Genomic DNA, 19,350 nt, shown 5'->3' with positions numbered 1-19,350 from the left:
CAATCCAAGAGTGAGACCTGCGTCACATCCTTCGGATGGAACCCGAAGGCAGGTCGCAGGCGTGATAACTGGCTCGTCAGTCCGCCCGCCGGCGGTCATGGACCGAGGGCGTTGCCCTAGCCCGCGCGGTGGACCACCGCGTCGCAGAGCTCCTCCAGGGCAGCCTTCGCAAAGCACTCGGGCAGCGGGGCGAGCATCGCCCGCGCCTCCTCCGCGTACCGCACGGTGTCCCGCCTGGCCTGCTCCAGCGCGGGGTGGACACGCAGCCGCCGCAGCGCCTCGCCGTGCCGGACGTCGTCCGTCAGATCCCCGTCCAGCAGGGCGACGAGCTCCAGATCCTCGGGCCGTCCGTGCGCCTCGGCCTGCGCGCGCAGACGCAGCACCGGCAGCGTCGGGATGCCCTCGCGCAGATCCGTGCCGGGCGTCTTGCCCGACTCGTGCGAGTCGCTCGCGATGTCGAGTACGTCGTCGGCGAGCTGGAAGGCCACGCCGAGCCGCTCCCCGTACTGGGTGAGGATGTCCACGACACCCTCGTCGGCGCCGGACATCATCGCGCCGAACCGGCCGGAGACCGCGATCAGCGAGCCCGTCTTGCCGCCGATGACATCGAGGTAGTGCTCGACCGGGTCGCGGCCGTCGCGCGGCCCCGCCGTCTCCAGGATCTGGCCGGTGACCAGCCGTTCGAAGGCCTCGGCCTGGATGCGTACGGCCTCGGGGCCCAGGTCGGCCAGTATGTGCGAGGCCCTCGCGAACAGGAAGTCGCCGGTCAGCACCGCCACGGAGTTGCCCCAGCGGGCGTTGGCGCTGTCCACGCCGCGCCGCACATCGGCCTCGTCCATCACGTCGTCGTGGTACAGCGTCGCGAGATGGGTGAGCTCGACGACCACGGCCGAGGGCACGACACCCGGCGCGTACGGATCACCGAACTGGGCCGCGAGCATCACCAGCAGCGGCCGGAAGCGCTTGCCCCCCGCCCGTACGAGATGCTGTGCGGCCTCCGTGATGAAGGGCACCTCGCTCTTGGTGGCATCGAGCAGACCCGCCTCGACAGCCGCCAATCCGGTCTGGACATCGGCCTCAAGAGCCTGGTCCCGCACGCTCAGCCCGAACGGCCCGACGACGGTCACGAGGGGATCTCCTGTCTGCTGACGGTCACACGGATTGTCGATGTGTCGCTGGATTCACTCAAGTCAGCGTATCCGGTCGCCTTTCGATCACCATGGGCGCCTTCCCGTCACCGCCGGTATGTTCGTGATCAGCTGGTACGACATCGAGTGACCCTTTCGCCAGGAAGCTCCCGCCATGCGCATCCGCACCGATTTTCCGTACGAGACCGCCCATGACGACGTCCGTATCCCCCTCAAGGACGGCACACGGCTGTACGCGCGCATCTGGCGGCCGCTGACCGGCGAACCCGTTCCCGCCCTGCTCGAATATGTGCCCTACCGGCTGACCGACTGGACGGCGCCGCGCGACTATCAGCGCCACCCCTGGTACGCGGGCCACGGCTACGCCTCCGTACGGGTCGATGTGCGCGGACACGGCAACAGCGAGGGACTGCCCGGCGACGCGTACGACACCACCGAGGCCGCCGACGGGGTCGAGGTGGTCGACTGGCTGGCCGGACAGCCCTGGTGCACGGGCCGGGTGGGGATGTTCGGGATCTCCTGGGGCGGCACCGACGCCCTGCGGATCGCCGCCCTCGCACCCGAACCGCTGAAGGCCATCGTCACCGTCTGCTCCACGGACGACCGCTACGACAACGACGCGCACTACATGGGCGGTTCGGTCCTGGCCGGCGGGATGCCCGCCTGGGCCGCGACCCTGCTCGCCTTCACCGCCCGGCCGCCCGACCCGCTCCACGTCGGCGATGCCTGGCGCGAGCAGTGGCTGAACCGGCTGGAGGCCCTTTCTCCCTTCATCCACACCTGGCTCGCCCACCAGATCCGCGACGACTACTGGAAACAGAGCAGCATCCGCGAGAACTACGCCGCCGTCGACGCGGCGGTCCTGGCGGTCGGCGGCTGGCACGATCCGTACCGGGACACGGTGCTGCGCCTGGTCGAGCAGCTGCCACCCGACCGGGTACGCGGCCTGATCGGCCCGTGGCCGCACGAGTACCCCGACCGCGGCCGCCCGCCGGGACCCGCGATCGGCTTTCTCCAGGAGACGCTCCGCTGGTGGGACCACTGGCTGAAGGGCAGGGACACCGGCGTCATGGCCGAGCCCCTGCTGCGCTCCTGGATCAGCGAGTCGCACCGGCCCGCGACCGTCTACTCCGAACTGCCCGGCCGCTGGGTCGGCGACCCCGCCTGGCCCTCGCCGCACATCACCTCCATGCCGTACGCGCTGACGGGCGAGCCGGTCATCGTCGACTCGCCGCAGCACACCGGCCTGGACGCCGGACGTTTCCTCCCCACCGGCAACGACGCCGATCTGCCGCCCGACCAGCGCGACGAGGACGCCCGCTCGGCCTGCTTCGAATTCCCGGTCACCGACCCGCCGGTCGAGATCCTGGGCCGCCCCCGGGTCACCCTGCGGCTGCGCCCGGACGTGCCCTACGGACAGGCGATCGCCCGCCTCTGCGACGTCGCCCCGGACGGCTCCTCCACCCTTGTCACCCGTGGCGTGCTGAGCCTCTCCGCCCGCCACGGCCGCGAACGCGCAAACGCCTGGCCACCCGGCACGACCGAGGACGTGGCCTTCGAGCTGAACGCCATCGGCCACACCTTTCCCCCGGGCCACCGCATCCGGCTCGCCGTCTCCTCCGCGTACTGGCCCTGGATCTGGCCCCACAGCGGCTCCGCGGGCTTCACCCTCGACCCGGCGGGCTCCCGTCTGGAGCTCCCCGTACGCGATCCGGGCGCGGGCGCCGAGTACAGAAACGTCTTCGAGGAGCCCGAACAGTCCGAGCCGCTCGGCGTCAGCTCCCCCGTGACGCTCGACGAGCCGCGGCCCGGGCGGCTGGTGACCCGTGACGTCGCCAAGGGCGAATGGCGCGTCGAGACCGACCCGCGCCACGGCGCCACGCTCGTTCATCCGGACGGCCTGGAGTACACGGAGGACGTGCTGGAGACGTACACGATCCGCGAGCGTGACCCGCACTCCGCGCACACCCGCTCCACCTGGACGATCCGGCTGCACCGGCCCGAGATGGCCTGGGACGTGACGATCGAGACCCGCTCGGAAGTCGGCTGCGACGCGGCCGACTTCATTACGTCGGACGAGGTGGTCTGCCGGGACGGCCGCGAGATCGTCTTCCACCACACCTGGGAGCGGCGGATCCCCCGAATGGCCGGGTGAGAGCACAGGCCGGGCGGCCTGCCGCGGCGGGGGAACATCCACGTAACGTGGGACCCACACCCGTGGAAAGCGAGGCAAGCACCGATGCCCGAGCAGAGCCCGCTCGATCTGGCCGAGGGCGATCCCTTCGGCCCGCACAACCTGCCGTACGGCGTTTTCAGCACGGCCGACGAGCCCGGCCGCCGGCGGCTCGGCGTCCGCATCGGCGGCCATGTGCTCGACGCCGGGGCCGCGGCCCACACCCTCGGATCCCCCTATGCCGCGCTGCTGGCACAGCCGAGCCTCAATCCGCTGCTCGCCGCGGGCCGCACCGCCTGGCGCGATGTGCGCCGCGCGCTCACCGCCTGGGTCACGGTGCCCGCCCACCGCGCGGACATCGAGCCGCTGCTGCACCCGCTCGACTCGGTCACGCTGCATCTGCCGTACGAGGTCGCCGACTATGTCGACTTCTACGCGAGCGAGCACCACGCCACCAACGTCGGCAAGATCTTCCGGCCGGACGGGGACGCGCTGACCCCCAACTGGAAGCACCTGCCCATCGGTTACCACGGCCGGTCCGGCACCGTCGTCGTCTCCGGCACGGATGTGGTGCGCCCCTCCGGCCAGCGCAAGACGCCCGCGGACGCCGCCCCCGTCTTCGGCCCTTCGGTCAAGCTCGACATCGAGGCGGAGGTCGGCTTCCTCGTCGGCACCCCCACCGAGCTGGGCACTCCCGTGCCGCTCGGGGACTTCCGCGAGCATGTCTTCGGGCTCTCGCTCCTCAACGACTGGTCTGCGCGAGACATCCAGGCCTGGGAGTACGTCCCGCTCGGCCCCTTCCTCGGCAAGTCCTTCGCGACCTCCGTCTCCGCCTGGGTGACCCCCTTGGAGGCCCTCGACGCGGCGCGGACCGCCCCGCCCGCCCGCGACTTCGATCTGCTGCCCTACCTCGACGACTCCGGCGAGGACGAGCCGGGTGGCTTCGATGTGCGCATCACGGTGGCGATCAACGGCCATGTGATCTCCGAGCCGCCGTTCGCCACGATGTACTGGACGGCCGCCCAGCAGCTGGCCCATATGACGGTCAACGGCGCGTCCCTGCGTACGGGCGACCTCTTCGGCTCCGGCACGGTCAGCGGCCCCGAGGTCCACATGCGCGGATCGCTCCTCGAACTCACCTGGAACGGCCGGGACATCCTCGAACTCCCCGAAGGCAAGCGGACCTTCCTGGAAGACGGCGACGTGGTGACGATGACCGCGTGGGCGCCCGGCCCGGACGGCACCCGGGTGGGCCTCGGCGAAGTGACCGGCCGGATCGTCCCGAGCACCGGCTGATGAGCGAACTCACCCTACCCGAGGAGCTGTTGCTCCTCGCCCTCGACCCGGCGACGGGCCGCCGGCACTGCAACAGGAGCTACCTCCAGTACGGGCTGGCCGGCGCGGCCCTCGCCGAACTGGAGCTCCAGGGCAGGGTCGCCGAGGCCCGCGGCCGGGTGACGGTGGTCAATCCACTGCCGCCGCAGAACCCGCTCTCGGCGCAGATCCTGGCGAGCCTCCCGGCCCCGCGCGGGAGCCGCTTCGGCGACGGCGTCCATGCCCGGCGCTGGGTCAGGAGCACCGGGCGCCAGGTCGAGGAGCTGTGCCTGCACCACCTGGTGGGGCGCGGTGCGCTGCGGGTGGAGACCCGCCGCTTCCTGGGTCTCTTCCCGTACCACCGCTACCCCGCGGCGTCCGAGGACTGGTCGTCACCGGCTCGGGGGCGCTACGCCCAGTCGATGGCGGCCGGCTTGCCGGACCGCCGCAGCAGGCTGCTGGCCGCCTTCACCACGGCGATCGGCCTTGCCCGGGTGCTGCACCCGGGCCGGACCTGGCGGGAGAGCGGCGCGCTGCGCATTCTCGTACGGGGGGAGTGGGCCCCGTACGCGGTGCACCGCGCCGTCAAGCAGGACAAGCGGTCGAGCAGCATCAGCGTCGGGGACGGGGGCGGGTCCGACGGCGGAGGCAACGGCGGGGGCGGCGGAGGCGACTGACGTGCCCGGGGTGGCAGATCTTCCCCACTGATCGACATCATCGCAGGTCAGCGGGGTGTTTCGGCGGTCGCCGGTGGCGCAACACTCTGGCAACACCACAGGTGGGAAAGCCTCGGTATGGTCCACCGCATGCCAGCCGAACGAATCCGTGAGCACACCGTGCCGGTCGCCGCGGCGCGCCGGCGGCGGCTGCGCGCGGACCAGGCGCGGCAGCTCGCCGACCTGTTGCGCCACCAGATGCGTACGGGCGGCTTCCCCGGCGGCGTACTGCCACTGGAAGGCGCCATCGGCGACGACTACCGCGTCTCCCGCAACACCGTCCGGCAGGCGCTGGATCTCCTTCGTACGGAGGGGCTCATCGAGCGGCAGCCCGGCGTCGGCACCGTCGTGGTGTCCGAGAAGTACCCGCACGGCCTGGACCGGCTGCAGGGTCTCGCCGAGACCCTGCGCGAACACGGCGACGTCACCAACGAAGTCCGTACGGTCGGTCCCGTCCCCGCGCCCGCACCCGTGGCCCGGCGACTCGGCATCACGGAGCACACCGACGTGCTCTACATCGAGCGGCTGCGCAGGCTGAACGGCCTGCCCCTCTCCCTCGACCTCACCTATGTCCCCATGGACCTCGGCTCCGGGCTGCTCGGCTGCGACCTGGAGCACACCGATGTGTTCCGGCTGCTCGAAAGCCTCACCGGGCAGCAGTTGGGCAGGGCCGAGATCACCCTGGAAGCCGTCAACGCCGACGCGCACTCCGCCACCGTGCTCGAAGCCCCGCGCGGCGCCGCCGTGCTCATGCTCGAACGGCTCACGCATCTGTCCGACGGACGCCCCGTGGACCTGGAGTTCATCCGCTTCCGCGGCGACCGCATCACGATGAGCGGGCTGCTCCACCGCTCCGCCTGACCCTCACCCGCACCTCTTTCCGGGAGACAGCCATGCCTCTGGCACCCCAGCGCGCCGACGTGCCCGTGACCATCGACGAGTCGAAGTGCATCGACGGCTGCACCCTCTGCGTCGACATGTGCCCGCTCGACTCCCTCGCGATCAACCCGGACAGCGGCAAGGCCTTCATGCACGTCGACGAGTGCTGGTACTGCGGCCCGTGCGCTGCCAGGTGTCCCACGGACGCGGTCACGGTCAACATGCCCTATCTGCTCCGGTGAACCCGGCAAAGGTCGAGAGGTCCGAACTCCCATGACACGCAAGCCACTCGCGTTCCTCGCCGCCGCCCTGCTGCTGCCCCTCACCGGCTGCGGCGGCGACGCGAGCGCAGGCGACTCCGGCACGGTCACCGTCACCGTCGGTTACCAGTCCAAGACCATCAACACCGTCACGGCCGGGACGCTGCTGCGCTCGCTCGGCTACTTCGAACGGGAGCTCGCGGCCCGCGGCAAGCGCGAGGGCGTCACGTACAAGGTGAAGTGGCAGGACTACGCCACGGGCGCGCCGATCACCGCGCAGATGACCGCCGGGAAGGTCGACATCGGCTCGATGGGCGACTTCCCGCTGCTCATCAACGCCGCGCGCGGCAAGCAGCTGAACCGGCCGACGAAGCTCGTCTCCGTGACCGGCTACAACCTGCGCGGCGGCCTCAACACCATCGTCACCGCGCCCGGTTCGGAGCTCGCCTCGCTCAAAGACCTGCGCGGCAGGAAGGTCTCCACGAGCGTCGGATCGGCCGCCGACGGGACGCTCGTACGGGCGCTCCAACGGGCGGACATCGACCCGGAGAAGGACATCCGCAAGCTCAACCAGCAGCCCGCGGTGGGCGCGTCGGCGCTCCAGGCGGGCAGTACTGACGCGCTCTCGCAGTTCGTGGCCTGGCCGGGACTGCTGGCCTTCCAGGGCCGGGCGCAGGCGCTGTACGACGGGGCGGAGCTGAACCTTCCGACCTTCCACGGGGTCACTGTCCGTGAGGACTTCGCGAAGAAGCGGCCCGCCGTGCTGGAGGACTTCCTGCGCGCGCAGGCCGCCGCGACGGACTACCTGAACAAGCAGCCGGTCGCGGCGGCGGAGTCGGTGGCCGAGGCGACCGGACTGCCGCCCGAGGTCGTCTACCTCTACAACGGCGCGAACGGCATCGCCACCTTCGGCCTGGCCCTGCGGGCGGAGCTGGTGGACGCGCTGAAGAAGGACGTGCCGGTGCTGAAGTCGGCCAAGCTGGTGGGCGACGTGAATGTGGACGCCTTCGTCGACGAGCAGTACGTGAAGCGGGCGTTGGGCGACGGATACGCGAAGGCGCTCGCGGCGGCCCCGGAGGCCGCGAAGAGCGAGGTGTGGCTCAAGAGCGGCGCGACGCGGTCCTTCGCCACTCCGGCCGAGCTGCTGCGCCACATCACCGCGCAACAGGGCCAGGTACGGGCCGCGTACGTCCCCGACGCCACGACCGGGACCCTCTGGTTCGCGGACAAGGCGGTATGGGTGGCGGACGGCGTGAAGCTGCTGCCCTTCGTGACCCGTTCGGGTGCGGCCGCGTACGTCTCGGGGCACGCGGGTGCTCGTACCCTCCCGTACGCCGAAGCCCTGAAGCGGGCGTCATGACCGCGCGGCGCCTCCTGCGTGTCCTCTCGCTCGCCGGGGCGCTCGGGCTGTGGCAACTGCTGACCGCGCTCGACATCAATCTGTGGCTGCGCTTCGAGCAGTTCCCGACGGTCGTCGACGTGGCGCGGGAGTTCGGGGAACGGGTCGGCAGCGGCCCGTACTGGCAGGACCTCACCGACAGCCTCACCCGTATCGTCACCGGCTTCGCCCTGGCGGCGGTCGCGGGCGTGGCCGTCGGCACGGCCATCGCCCGCTCCCGCCTCGTGGCGGACCTGCTCGGCCCGGTTCTCGAAGTCCTGCGCCCCATCCCGGCGATCGCGCTGGTGCCGGTGGCGATCCTGCTCTTCCCCAGCAATGAACAGGGCATCGTCTTCATCACCTTCACCGCGGCGTTCTTCCCGGTCATGGTCTCCACCCGCCACGCGGTGCGCGCCCTGACCCCGGTCTGGGAAGAGGCAGTTCTCACGATGGGCGGGGGACGGTGGCGGGTCCTCGGTTCGGTGGTCCTGCCGGGAGCACTGCCGGGCATCCTCGGCGGACTGTCGGTCGGGATCGGCGTCTCGTGGATCTGCGTGATCTCGGCGGAGATGATCTCCGGGGAGTACGGGGTGGGTTACCGCACCTGGCAGGACTACACGGTGGTCGACTACCCCGGCGTCTTCGTGGGGATGGCGACGATCGGAGTCCTGGGCTGGCTGACGTCGACGGCGGTGGAGCTGGCGGGTCGCCGGGTGACGCGGTGGCTCCCGCGGACGGAGCACGGGGGGTCGGGGGGTTCGCTGCGGGTGCGGGTGCGCCCTGCGGGGCTTTCCCCCACCCCGCCCCTTCCCGTAACCGGGGGCTCCGCCCCAGACCCCTGCGCCCGCTTCGCGGAGTGAACTGGGGGCTTCGCCCCCGAGCCCCGATACGGCTTTCGGCCGTGTCCTCAAACGCCGGACGGGCTGAATGTGCGGCTCGGCCGCACATCCCGGGACGCGAAATTCAGCCCCGCCGGCGTTTGAGGCGCGGGGTCTGGGGCGGAGCCACGGTCCGCGCCGCGAAGCGGGCGCAGGGGTCTGGGGCTTGCCCCAGTTCGGGAAGGGGCGGGTAGGGGAAAAGCCCCGCGCAGCGGCCCCCGCCCGCCACCGCACCCGCACCCGCACCCCGATTCCCATCCGCCCCCCAAGGAGGCGCAACCGTGACCACCCGTTCCGAGACCCTCGCCCCCACCACGCAAACGACCCCCCGCGGCGCCCACCTCACCCTCTCCCGCGTAACCCTCGGCCGCCCCGGCGCCCCCGTCCTCGACAGCCTCGATCTCGACATCGCGCCCGGCGAGATCCTGACCGTCGTCGGACCGTCGGGCTGCGGCAAGTCCACCCTCCTGCGCACCCTCGCCGGACTGCTCCCCGCACTCCACGGAGCCGTCGAGCAGGACGGCTCCCCCATCACCGCCCCCCGCGCCGAACGCGCCCTGGTCTTCCAGGACGACGCCCTGCTCCCCTGGCGCACCGTCCGCGCCAACGTCGAACTTCCCCTCGCCATCCGGGGATCGAGCCGGACCGACCGCCGCCGCAAGGCCGAGCAGTGGCTGGACCGCGTCGGCCTCGCCGACCGCGCCGCCCACCTCCCCTACCGAATATCCGGCGGCCAGCGCCAACGCGTCCAGCTCGCCCGCGCCCTCGCCGCCGAGCCCCGCGCCGTCCTGATGGACGAGCCCTTCGGCGCGCTCGACGCGCAGACGAGGGCCGGTATGCAACAGCTGCTCGTCGACGTGCTGCGCGGCACCGGCGCGACCGTCGTCTTCGTCACGCACGACGTGGACGAGGCGATCTTCCTCGGCGACCGGGTCGCCCTCCTCGGTACCGGCCGCGTCCTCGACGTACCGCGGCCGCGTGACCGGGAGGCCCACAACGATCCCGCGACCGTCGCCCTGCGCCGCGACGTACTCGAATCTCTCGGTACCAAGTGAAAGGCACGACCGTGCAGATCCCCCCTGTCACCGACGCCGAGGAACTGACCTGCGACGTCCTCGTCATCGGCGGCGGCACGGCCGGGACGATGGCCGCACTCACAGCCGCCGAGCGCGGCGCGAACGTGCTCCTCCTGGAAAAGGCGCACGTCCGCCACTCGGGCGCCCTCGCCATGGGCATGGACGGAGTCAACAACGCCGTCATCCCCGGCCGCGCCGAGCCCGACGACTACGTCGCGGAGATCACCCGTGCCAACGACGGCATCGTCGACCAGTCCACGGTCCGCCAGACGGCGACCCGCGGCTTCGGCATGGTGCAGCGCCTGGAGTCGTACGGCGTGAAGTTCGAGAAGGACGAACACGGCGAGTACGCGGTCCGCCAGGTGCACCGCTCCGGCTCGTACGTCCTGCCCATGCCCGAGGGCAAGGACGTCAAGAAGGTGCTCTACCGTCAGCTGCGCCGCCGGGAGATGCGCGAACGCATCCGGATCGAGAACCGCGTCATGCCGGTCCGGGTCCTGACGGCGGACGGCCGGGCCGTGGGCGCGGCCGGCCTCAACACCCGCACCGGCGGGTTCGTCACGGTCCGCGCGGGCGCGGTCATCCTCGCCACCGGCGCCTGCGGCCGCCTGGGTCTGCCGGCCTCCGGCTATCTCTACGGCACGTACGAGAACCCCACCAACGCCGGTGACGGCTACGCCATGGCCTACCACGCCGGCGCCGAACTCACCGGCATCGAGTGCTTCCAGACCAACCCGCTGATCAAGGACTACAACGGCCCGGCCTGCGCATACGTCGCCAACCCCTTCGGCGGCTACCAGGTCAACCGCCACGGCGAGCGCTTCGTCGACTCCGACTACTGGTCGGGCCAGATGATGTCGGAGTTCGCCGCCGAACTGGCCTCCGACCGCGGTCCGGTCTATCTCAAGCTCAGCCATCTCCCGGAAGAGTCCATCAGCGCGCTGGAGGGCATCCTGCACTCCACCGAACGCCCCACTCGCGGCACATTCCACGCGAACCGCGGCCACGACTACCGCACCCACGACGTCGAGATGCACATCTCGGAGATCGGCCTGTGCGGCGGCCACTCGGCCTCCGGCGTACGCGTCGACGACCACGCCCGCACCACTGTGCCCGGTCTGTACGCGGCCGGGGACCTGGCCTGCGTCCCGCACAACTACATGATCGGCGCGTTCGTCTTCGGCGACCTGGCGGGCGCCGACGCCTCGCAGTTCACGGCGTACGAAGGTGAATTGCCCGCCGACCAGATCCGGGACGCCCACGAGCTGATCTACCGCCCCCTGCGCAACCCCGACGGCCCGCCGCAGACCCAGGTCGAGTACAAACTCCGCCGCTTCGTGAACGACTACGTCGCCCCGCCCAAGTCCGGCGCCCGGCTCTCCCTCGCCGTGGAGCACTTCGAGCGGATGCGCGGCGAGATCTCCGAGATGGGCGCCGAGACCCCGCACGAGCTGATGCGCTGCGCGGAGGTCAGCTTCATCCGCGACTGCGCCGAGATGGCGGCGCGCTCCTCACTCGCCCGTACGGAATCCCGCTGGGGCCTCTACCACGAGCGTACGGACCACCCACAGCGCGACGACGAGAACTGGCTGCACCACCTGGACCTGCGTAAATCCCCGTCCGGGGCAATGGAGTTCACTGCCCGCCCCGTGTCTCCGTATCTGGTGCCGGTCGACGAGTTCAGTCCTACCGGCGGGCTGTCCCGCCACCTCGGGGAGGTCCACCCGGAGCAGGTCTCCACGGCCGGACAGCGCGATATCGCGCCCATCGGCTCGGGCGTCCGCGTCACGATCCCGCAGGACACGGCCGCCGCCTCCCACTCCCCCCGCATCCTGGAACTGCTCAGCCTCACCGAGGACGAGCCCGAACTCCCCGAGCTGCGCCCGTTCCTGGCCGACCCGGATCCTGCCGTCCGCCGCGCGGCCGTCGCCGCACTCACCGAAACCGTCCCGCCCGGCACCGGCCCGGCGCTAGCCGAGACCCTCGCGGACCCGGACCCCGGCGTCCGCAGCGCCGCAGCGGCGTCCCTGCTCGAACTGGTCGAAGTCCTGCCCCCAGAAACGGACTTGGCTCGCGGCCTCACCGAGGCGCTCGGTAATGGCGACCCCGCTGTCCGCTCCACCGCGCTCGACGTCCTTCGGGCCCTGCGCCTGGGCGACGCCACCGCCTACGCCCGTACGCTCGACGACCCTGACATCGAGGTCCGCATCGCGTCCGTACGCGCCCTGGTCTCGGTCGACGCGCTCGACGTCGTCGCCCGTGCGACCGCCGACCCGGCCCGCGAGGTCCGCGTCACGGTGGCCCGCAGCCTGACCGACCCGGGAGCGCTCGCCTCCCTGCTCCAGGACCCGGACATCCTCGTCCGGGCGGCCGCACTCGCCGCTCTGTCCACCACCGGCTGCCCCGCCCCGTACGACACCGCGGCCGTCACCGCACTGACCGCCCCCTCCTGGCAGATCCGCGCGGGCGCTGCCTCGGCCTTGGGCGCGGCCGGCCCCGAACTCGCCGTCCCCGCCCTGACCAAGGCCCTCGCCGACCCGAACGCCGACGTCCGCAAGGCGGCGGTACTGTCCCTGCTCCGCCACTCCACCACCCCGGAGGCCCGCGCGGCCCTGTCCACGGCAGTCCACGACCCGGACGCAGATGTACGCGCCTACGCCGCCAGGGCGGCTACCCCGGCCTGAGCGGCGGCACATCAGGCGGGCGCGTGATCATTCCGGTCGCGGACGCCCACGGTGACGGAGGACGCGTCAACGGCACGTGATTCGTTCACACGTGCGTGGGGGCCTGATCAACTTCCCCCGGGTTGCACGGAACAGGCCAGCCAGACTCCCGTCCCATGGGAACACCGATGAGCGACGGCCCTGGGGTCACGAAGCCCAACTGGCCCACCCCGCCCACGGGCGGCTGGACCGCCGACGACCTGGACAGGATTCCGAATCTTCCTCCACACACGGAGCTGATCGACGCGAGTCTCGTCTTCGCAGCTCCGTAAACGGTCTTTCATTCCCGTGCGGTGGGTTACTTCAGAGGCCAACTGGAATCGGCCGCACCCAAGGAACTGGAGATCGCCGCGCGATTCACCATCGACATCGACCGCCAGAACAGGCCGGAGCCCGATGTGATCGTTGTGCACGGGGAGGTCATCAAGGACTGGAACCAGACCCGGTTCCCTGCCGAGTCCGTGGTCCTGGCCATCGAAGTCGTATCCACCGACTCTGTGACCCGGGATCGCGAGACTAAGCCGATCAAGTACGCACGGGCCAAGGTCCCGCACTACTGGCGAGTGGAAGACAACGGGGGTCAGGCCGTGGTCCACGTCTTCGAGCTGGAACCGACCACGGGCGCGTACACCAGCACCGGCATCTTCCATGACCGGATAAAGGTCTCCGTCCCCTTCCCCGTCGACCTCGACCTCGACCTCGACCTCACCCAGATCAGGCCACGCCGTAACAAAGCCGCCGAAGAGTAGCCGGTCACCCGCGTGCGAAGGCCCGGCAGGTGTACGTCACGAAGGACGCCCACTGGGCTTCGGTGAAGGCGAGTTGGGGGCCCTGGGGGTTCTTGGAGTCGCGGATGTGGACCGTGCCGGGGGTGGCTGCGACCTCGACGCAGTCGTTGCCGTTACTGCTGTCGCTGTAGCTGCTCTTGAACCAGTCCAGCCCGGTGCCGTCCACAGCGAAGGGCTTGTTGGTCATGTGTCTCCCAGCGCTTTCTCGATGAAGGCCAGCGACTCCCTCGGGCTGAGAGCCTGGGCCCGGATGATCCCATAGCGCAGCTCAAGGATCCGTAGCTCCCTCGGATCGGTGATCGGACGGCTGGTGAGCTGGCCTTCGTCGTGGCCCACCGCCGAGCCGTCCTTGAACTTCAGCACCTGGATCCGACCGCCCATTCCGGCGTGGTCGTCACGGTCGGTCGGCATCACCTGGATCTCGACGTTCCGCAACCTTCCTACCTCCAACAGGCGTTCGAGCTGCTTGCACAGGACCATTCTGCCTCCGATGGGACGGCGGAGGGTCACCTCTTCTTGGACGAATGTGAGCGCGGGCGCCGGTGACCGGTCGAAGATCGGCCGCCGAGCCATACGCGCGGCGACCATGCGCTCCACCTCGTCCTCCGAGTACGCGGGCCGCCACGTCTCGATCAGCGCACGCGCGTACTCCTCGGTCTGGAGGAGGCCGTGCAGGTTGTGGTTGCCGTACACCCCGACCTCGACCGCTTGGGCCTCCAGCTTCGCCAGGTCGCGGACCTTCTTCGGGTACCGCGCCTCCGCGATGTCCTTCTTCATTGCGGCGATCTTGCCGCCCGCGCCCAGCACTTCGTCGGCCTTGTCCAGGAACTCCGGCCTGGGGATGCGCTTTCCGCCCTCCACCTTGTAGACCAGGTTCTCGCCGTACCCGATCGCCGCCCCGAACTCGGCCGGCCGCAGCCCCGACGCCTCGCGCCAGAGTTTGAGTTGGTGGCCGAGTGCCGCGACCACCGCCGCCGAGTCGTTCTCCGGATCGACTTCCCAGCCGGGCTCGTCCGCCCCTTCCGCCGCGTGCTCCGCGCGTTCCCCGTCCACGCTCATCCGCGCCCACCTCCGAAAATGTCATGGTGGACAGCCTGTACAGGCCTGGACAGCCGCCAGACAGTCACCGTACGCATCGGCTTCATCACTGTTCAAGCTACGCATGCCCGGCCACGCTGAGTTACGTGAATCCAGAAATCACCCAAGCCAGCACCACCGTTCGCCAGTTCAGCGTGCAGCTCTCCGCCACCCGCAGAGGTGCGCGGTTGGCTCGTCTGCTCGCGACCGAGCAACTCCGCTCCTGGGGGCTCCCGTTCGAGACGGCGGCTCAGGTGGTCGCAGAGCTGGCTTCGAACGCCGCGCTGCACGGGCGCGTACCGGGACGGGACTTCCGCCTCGCCCTCGCGGCCACCGCGCGCACTCTGCGTATCGAGGTGACGGATACCCGCGGTGACCGTCTGCCCGTCAACCGGGGGCTCGGAGACGACGAGTCCGGACGCGGTCTCATCCTCGTCGACGTTTTCGCCGACCGCTGGGGCGTCACCCCCGGCCCGGCGCCCCGCAAGACCGTATGGGCCGAGATTGATCTTGCTCCTTGAACGGGTCCCACCGAATCGAGGCAAGCCACGTCCCGGTGAGCCATCATCCGGTGGGGCACGACATCAAAAGCCCTAAAGAACCGGGGCAAAGACCTTACCCATCCCCTCCAGCCTCCCCGTCACTCGCAAGGGTGAAGGTTCCCAACTGGGCTGGATTTGCGACGGGTTGTCGGGCATATGCTCGCCGCAACAACTCCACACATGCGACGGCCCCCGGCCGGGACTCGCAATCCCGATCGAGGGCCTGACCACCGAGGAAGTACAGGAGCTTCCTGATGGATACGCAGAACCCTAGCGCGCCCCCGCGCGGTTCGTCCCCCGATCCCGGGGCCATTGACACGACCGTGTCGCGGTCCGGCGTCGTTCACGTCAACGTCCGGCACACCAGCCACTACACGGTCATCGGCAACCATCTCGCCCAGCACCGCAAGCTCAGCCTCATCGCGATCGGACTGGCCGTCTACATCCAGTCGCTGCCTGCCGGTGCCCAGGTCGACATCAAGACCCTCACCGCCCGCTTCCCGGAAGGCGAGATCCGAATCGCCGCTGCCTTACGGGAACTTGAGGAATTCGGCTATCTGGAGCGCACCCGGAAGCGGCTCCCCAGCGGCCAGATGGTCACACTCACCGTGTCGTACAACCAGCCGGGGGTGAGCCCTACTTCGGCACCAGAGGCCCCGGTCGCGATGACGGAGAGCGCCCCCGTCTACGTACCTCCGGCGCCTCCAGCTCAAGACCCGCAGCAACTCGACCCCGAAGAGCACCGCCCCGCCGCCGCCATCCTCGCCGACCTGCGGCGCCACGAGCCCCGGCTGCTGCTCTCCGAGCGGGACGTACACCGCCTCGCCCCGGCTGTCACCGCCTGGCTGGAGCGCGGTGCCGCTCCCGAGGCCGTACGGCGCACGCTGACCGCCAGCCTCCCGCCTGACCTGCGCCACCCGGCAGCCCTGCTCGCCCACCGGCTGGCCGAACTCCTGCCACCGCCTCTGCCCGCAGTGCCCAGCGGACCGGCGCCGCTCCAGAACTGCGAGGCCTGCGACCGCGCATTCCGCTCCCCCGAACCGGGCCGGTGCCGTGGCTGCGCCACATCCGGCGCACTCCTCGCGGCATGAAAGAGCGCTCGCCGCGGCGTCGACATCGTTGAAGACGAAGACACCGCGGCGAGCGCTCAGAAGCCGGGGCCGGGCTACCGCACAAACACTCCCGCCTGGCTCGCCAGGTCCAGGAAGTACTGCGGCGCCACGCCCAGGACCAGCGTCACCGCCACGCCCACCCCGATCGTCGTCATCGTCAGCGGCGACGGCACGGCGACCGTCGGGCCGCCCTCCTTCGGCTCGCTGAAGAACATCAGGACGATCACCCGGATGTAGAAGAACGCCGCGATCGCCGAGGAGATCACACCGACCACGACCAGCGCGCCCGCGCCGCCCTGTGCCGCTGCCGAGAAGACCGCGAACTTTCCGGTGAAGCCCGAGGTCAGCGGGATGCCCGCGAAGGCGAGGAGGAAGACCGCGAAGACCGCCGCCACCAGGGGTGAACGGCGGCCCAGGCCCGCCCACTTGGACAGGTGCGTCGCCTCGCCGCCCGCGTCCCGGACCAGGGTGACCACCGCGAACGCGCCGATCGTCACGAAGGAGTAGGCCGCCAGGTAGAAGAGGACGGACGAGATGCCGTCGGGCGTCGCCGCGATGACACCGGCCAGGATGAAGCCCGCGTGCGCGATCGACGAGTACGCCAGCAGCCGCTTGATGTCGGTCTGCGTGATCGCGACGATTGCGCCGCCCAGCATCGTGACGATCGCGATGGCCCACATCACCGGCCGCCAGTCCCAGCTCAGGCCGGGCAGGACGACGTACAGCAGGCGCAGCAGCGCACCGAACGCGGCGACCTTGGTGGCCGCCGCCATGAAGCCCGTGACCGGGGTCGGCGCGCCCTGGTAGACGTCCGGCGTCCACATGTGGAACGGCACCGCGCCGACCTTGAAGAGCAGGCCCATCAGGATCATCGCGCCGCCGATCAGCAGCAGCGCGTCGTTGCCCATGGTGTCGGCGAGCGCCGGGTCGATCGTGCGGACGGTGCCGTCGACGACGTCCGCGATCCTGGCGTACGAGACCGAGCCCGCGTAGCCGTACATCAGCGCGATGCCGAAGAGCAGGAAGGCGGAGGAGAAGGCCCCGAGCAGGAAGTACTTCACCGCCGCCTCCTGGGACAGCAGCCGCTTGCGGCGGGCGAGCGCGCACAGGAGGTAGAGCGGGAGTGAGAAGACTTCCAGCGCGATGAACAGCATCAGCAGATCGTTGGCTGCCGGGAAGATCAGCATGCCGGTGATCGCGAAGAGCACCAGCGGGAAGACCTCAGTGGTGGTGAACCCGGCCTTGACCGCGGCCTTTTCGCTGTCGCTGCCGGGCACGGACGCTGCCTGCGCGGCGAAGGAGTCGATGCGGTTGCCGTGCGCCGCGGGGTCGAGCCGGCGTTCGGCGAAGGTGAAGACGGCGACCAGCGAGGCCAGCAGGATCGTGCCCTGCAGGAAGAGCGCCGGGCCGTCGACCGCGATGGCGCCCATCGCCGCGATGTGCGCCTTGGTGGTGCCGTATCCGCCGGCCGCGAGTGCCACGACCGCCGCGAAGGCGGCCGTCAGCGCGACGACGGTCAGGAACACCTGGGTGTGGTAGCGCGCCCTGCGCGGGACGAGTGCCTCGACCAGCACACCCACGACGGCGGCGCCGACCACGATCAGCGCGGGTGCCAGCTGGGCGTACTCGATGGTCGGGGAAGGGATCTTGTCGATCGGCTCGGCGGCCGTCATCCACAGGCTGTGGACAGCCATAGTGCTCACTTGGCCGCCTCCGCTTTTTGAATAGGCACAGTGGGCTGGGGGTCCTTCTGCTGTACGTCGGACATCGTTTGCTCCACCGCCGGGTTGATGATGTCCGTCAGCGGCTTCGGAAAGACGCCGAGGAAGATCAGCAGCGCGATCAGCGGTGCGACCACCGCCAGTTCACGTGCCCTGAGGTCGGGCATCTTCGACACCTCGGCCTTCACCGGGCCCGTCATCGTCCGCTGGTACAGGACGAGGGTGTAGAGCGCGGCGAGCACAATGCCGAAGGTCGCGATGATTCCGGCCACCGGGTAACGGCTGTACGTGCCGACCAGGACCAGGAACTCACTGACGAAGGGCGCGAGGCCGGGCAGTGAGAGTGTGGCCAGGCCGCCGATGAGGAAGGTGCCGGCGAGCACCGGGGCGACCTTCTGCACTCCGCCGTAGTCCGCGATGAGCCGCGAGCCGCGCCGGGAGATCAGGAAGCCGGCCACCAGCATCAGCGCGGCGGTCGAGATTCCGTGGTTGACCATGTAGAGCGTCGCGCCCGACTGTCCCTGGGAGGTCATCGCGAAGATGCCCAGGATGATGAAGCCGAAGTGCGAGATCGAGGCGTAGGCGACCAGGCGCTTGATGTCGCGCTGGCCGACCGCGAGCAGCGCGCCGTAGACGATGCTGATCAGCGCCAGTACGAGGATCACGGGCGTGGCCCACTTGGATGCCTCCGGGAAGAGCTGGAGGCAGAAGCGCAGCATCGCGAAGGTGCCGACCTTGTCGACAACAGCGGTGATCAGCACGGCGACCGGGGCGGTCGCCTCACCCATGGCGTTGGGCAGCCACGTGTGCAGCGGCCACAGCGGCGCCTTGACCGCGAAGGCGAAGAAGAAGCCGAGGAACAGCAGCCGTTCGGTGCTGGTCGCCATGTCGAGCTGCCCGCTGGCGCGGGCGTCGGCGATCTCCGTCAGGGAGAAGCTTCCCGCGACGACATAGAGCCCGATGACCGCGGCCAGCATGATCAGGCCGCCGACGAGGTTGTAGAGCAGGAACTTCACGGCCGCGTAGGAGCGTTGAGCCGCGGCGTTCTCGTCGGTGCCCGAGTGGGCCCGGTCTCCGAAGCCGCCGATGAGGAAGTACATCGGGATGAGCATGGCTTCGAAGAGGATGTAGAAGAGGAAGACGTCGGTGGCCTCGAAGGAAAGGATCACCATCGCCTCGACCGCGAGGATCATGGCGAAGAAGCCCTGAGTCGGCCGCCAGCGCGAGGACTTGGTCTCCAGCGGGTCGGCGTCGTGCCAGCCCGCGAGGATCACGAAGGGGATCAGCAGGGCGGTCAGCGCCAGCATCGCGACCGCGATGCCGTCCACGCCCAGTTCGTACCGGACGCCGAAGTCCTTGATCCAGGCGTGGGATTCGGTCAGTTGATACCGGTCGCCGCCGGGCTCGAAGCGTACGAGCACGATCGCGGCCAGCACCAGTGTCGCGAGTGAGACGACCAGCGCCAGCCACTTGGCGGCGGTCCGCCTCGCGGCCGGGACGGCGGCGGTGGCGATGGCGCCGAGCGCCGGAAGCGCCGCCGTCGCCGTCAGGAGTGGAAAGGACAT

General features: G+C 70.2%; 16 protein-coding genes and 1 pseudogene. 12 read left to right on the top strand and 5 right to left on the bottom strand.

Translation table 11 applies throughout. The annotated features are described in order from the left end of the window. Positions 1-116: 116 nt before the first annotated feature. The gene (locus OG741_RS23620; RefSeq protein ID WP_405600991.1) at positions 117-1,127 is read right to left on the bottom strand and encodes a polyprenyl synthetase family protein; all 1,011 of its coding nucleotides are present in this window, start codon (positions 1,125-1,127) and stop codon (positions 117-119) included. A gap of 175 nt (positions 1,128-1,302) precedes the next feature. On the opposite strand from OG741_RS23620, the gene OG741_RS23615 reads away from it, so the two are divergent. The 10 genes and pseudogenes from OG741_RS23615 to OG741_RS23570 all read left to right on the top strand — a co-directional run bounded on the left by OG741_RS23615 (position 1,303) and on the right by OG741_RS23570 (position 13,294). Continuing rightward, entirely contained in the window at positions 1,303-3,303 is a 2,001-nt protein-coding gene (locus OG741_RS23615) for a CocE/NonD family hydrolase (RefSeq protein ID WP_405600989.1), read from the top strand. Between the two features lie 84 nt (positions 3,304-3,387). Beyond that, positions 3,388-4,617: a fumarylacetoacetase gene (fahA, locus tag OG741_RS23610; RefSeq protein ID WP_405600986.1), complete on the top strand. Its 1,230-nt coding sequence runs from the start codon at positions 3,388-3,390 to the stop codon at positions 4,615-4,617. Next, positions 4,617-5,312, top strand: coding sequence for a GPP34 family phosphoprotein (locus tag OG741_RS23605; RefSeq protein ID WP_405600984.1), 696 nt, complete (start codon positions 4,617-4,619; stop codon positions 5,310-5,312). Before fahA ends, OG741_RS23605 begins: the two co-directional genes overlap by 1 nt. 129 nt (positions 5,313-5,441) lie before the next feature. Next, positions 5,442-6,212 (top strand): GntR family transcriptional regulator, encoded by a 771-nt coding sequence (locus OG741_RS23600; RefSeq protein WP_405600982.1) that lies wholly within the window; start codon positions 5,442-5,444, stop codon positions 6,210-6,212. A 32-nt stretch (positions 6,213-6,244) separates the two neighbouring features. Further along, positions 6,245-6,472, top strand: a complete 228-nt coding sequence (locus OG741_RS23595; RefSeq protein WP_266533934.1) for a ferredoxin family protein — start codon at positions 6,245-6,247, stop codon at positions 6,470-6,472. 31 nt (positions 6,473-6,503) lie between these two features. Further along, positions 6,504-7,850 carry an ABC transporter substrate-binding protein gene (locus tag OG741_RS23590; RefSeq protein WP_405600979.1) on the top strand — a complete coding sequence of 449 codons (1,347 nt, stop codon included), beginning with the start codon at positions 6,504-6,506 and terminating at the stop codon, positions 7,848-7,850. Further along, positions 7,847-8,728: an ABC transporter permease gene (locus OG741_RS23585; protein ID WP_405600976.1), complete on the top strand. Its 882-nt coding sequence runs from the start codon at positions 7,847-7,849 to the stop codon at positions 8,726-8,728. Before OG741_RS23590 ends, OG741_RS23585 begins: the two co-directional genes overlap by 4 nt. A gap of 299 nt (positions 8,729-9,027) precedes the next feature. Continuing rightward, positions 9,028-9,801, top strand: coding sequence for an ABC transporter ATP-binding protein (locus tag OG741_RS23580; RefSeq protein WP_405600973.1), 774 nt, complete (start codon positions 9,028-9,030; stop codon positions 9,799-9,801). Between the two features lie 11 nt (positions 9,802-9,812). Further along, on the top strand, positions 9,813-12,506 hold the full coding sequence (locus OG741_RS23575; RefSeq protein ID WP_405600971.1) for a fumarate reductase/succinate dehydrogenase flavoprotein subunit: 2,694 nt from the start codon (positions 9,813-9,815) through the stop codon (positions 12,504-12,506). A 167-nt stretch (positions 12,507-12,673) separates the two neighbouring features. Next, positions 12,674-13,294: pseudogene (locus OG741_RS23570) on the top strand (Uma2 family endonuclease). Positions 13,295-13,298: 4 nt separating this feature from the next. Here the strand turns inward: OG741_RS23570 and OG741_RS23565 are convergent. Together OG741_RS23565 and OG741_RS23560 are read right to left on the bottom strand one after the other, a co-directional pair. After that, a complete protein-coding gene (locus OG741_RS23565; RefSeq protein ID WP_405600968.1) occupies positions 13,299-13,520 on the bottom strand; it encodes a DUF397 domain-containing protein in 222 nt (73 codons plus the stop codon). After that, positions 13,517-14,392, bottom strand: coding sequence for a helix-turn-helix domain-containing protein (locus tag OG741_RS23560; RefSeq protein ID WP_405600966.1), 876 nt, complete (start codon positions 14,390-14,392; stop codon positions 13,517-13,519). Before OG741_RS23560 ends, OG741_RS23565 begins: the two co-directional genes overlap by 4 nt. Before the next feature lie 125 nt (positions 14,393-14,517). On the opposite strand from OG741_RS23560, the gene OG741_RS23555 reads away from it, so the two are divergent. Further along, the gene (locus OG741_RS23555) at positions 14,518-14,931 is read left to right on the top strand and encodes an ATP-binding protein (RefSeq protein WP_405600964.1); all 414 of its coding nucleotides are present in this window, start codon (positions 14,518-14,520) and stop codon (positions 14,929-14,931) included. Positions 14,932-15,206: 275 nt separating this feature from the next. After that, on the top strand, positions 15,207-16,043 hold the full coding sequence (locus OG741_RS23550) for a helix-turn-helix domain-containing protein (RefSeq protein WP_405600961.1): 837 nt from the start codon (positions 15,207-15,209) through the stop codon (positions 16,041-16,043). A 74-nt stretch (positions 16,044-16,117) separates the two neighbouring features. Here OG741_RS23550 and nuoN read toward each other — a convergent pair whose 3' ends face one another. Together nuoN and OG741_RS23540 are read right to left on the bottom strand one after the other, a co-directional pair. After that, positions 16,118-17,767: an NADH-quinone oxidoreductase subunit NuoN gene (gene nuoN / locus OG741_RS23545; protein WP_405600958.1), complete on the bottom strand. Its 1,650-nt coding sequence runs from the start codon at positions 17,765-17,767 to the stop codon at positions 16,118-16,120. Then, positions 17,764-19,350: an NADH-quinone oxidoreductase subunit M gene (locus tag OG741_RS23540; RefSeq protein ID WP_405600956.1), complete on the bottom strand. Its 1,587-nt coding sequence runs from the start codon at positions 19,348-19,350 to the stop codon at positions 17,764-17,766. The genes nuoN and OG741_RS23540 overlap by 4 nt, the downstream gene beginning before the upstream one ends.

It is taken from the genome of Streptomyces sp. NBC_01410 (genome assembly GCF_045040195.1).
Lineage (GTDB): Bacteria > Actinomycetota > Actinomycetes > Streptomycetales > Streptomycetaceae > Streptomyces.
The sequence above is the reverse complement of the archived record's forward strand: the minus strand, read 5'-3'. Positions and strand labels throughout refer to the sequence as shown.

Coding starts and splice junctions, on each gene's coding strand:
- OG741_RS23615 (WP_405600989.1), top strand. CDS start 1,303: ATGCGCATCCGCACCGATTTTCCGTACGAGACCGCCCATGACGACGTC.
- fahA (WP_405600986.1), top strand. CDS start 3,388: ATGCCCGAGCAGAGCCCGCTCGATCTGGCCGAGGGCGATCCCTTCGGC.
- OG741_RS23605 (WP_405600984.1), top strand. CDS start 4,617: ATGAGCGAACTCACCCTACCCGAGGAGCTGTTGCTCCTCGCCCTCGAC.
- OG741_RS23600 (WP_405600982.1), top strand. CDS start 5,442: ATGCCAGCCGAACGAATCCGTGAGCACACCGTGCCGGTCGCCGCGGCG.
- OG741_RS23595 (WP_266533934.1), top strand. CDS start 6,245: ATGCCTCTGGCACCCCAGCGCGCCGACGTGCCCGTGACCATCGACGAG.
- OG741_RS23590 (WP_405600979.1), top strand. CDS start 6,504: ATGACACGCAAGCCACTCGCGTTCCTCGCCGCCGCCCTGCTGCTGCCC.
- OG741_RS23585 (WP_405600976.1), top strand. CDS start 7,847: ATGACCGCGCGGCGCCTCCTGCGTGTCCTCTCGCTCGCCGGGGCGCTC.
- OG741_RS23565 (WP_405600968.1), bottom strand. CDS start 13,520: ATGACCAACAAGCCCTTCGCTGTGGACGGCACCGGGCTGGACTGGTTC.
- OG741_RS23560 (WP_405600966.1), bottom strand. CDS start 14,392: ATGAGCGTGGACGGGGAACGCGCGGAGCACGCGGCGGAAGGGGCGGAC.
- OG741_RS23550 (WP_405600961.1), top strand. CDS start 15,207: ATGGATACGCAGAACCCTAGCGCGCCCCCGCGCGGTTCGTCCCCCGAT.
- OG741_RS23540 (WP_405600956.1), bottom strand. CDS start 19,350: ATGTCCTTTCCACTCCTGACGGCGACGGCGGCGCTTCCGGCGCTCGGC.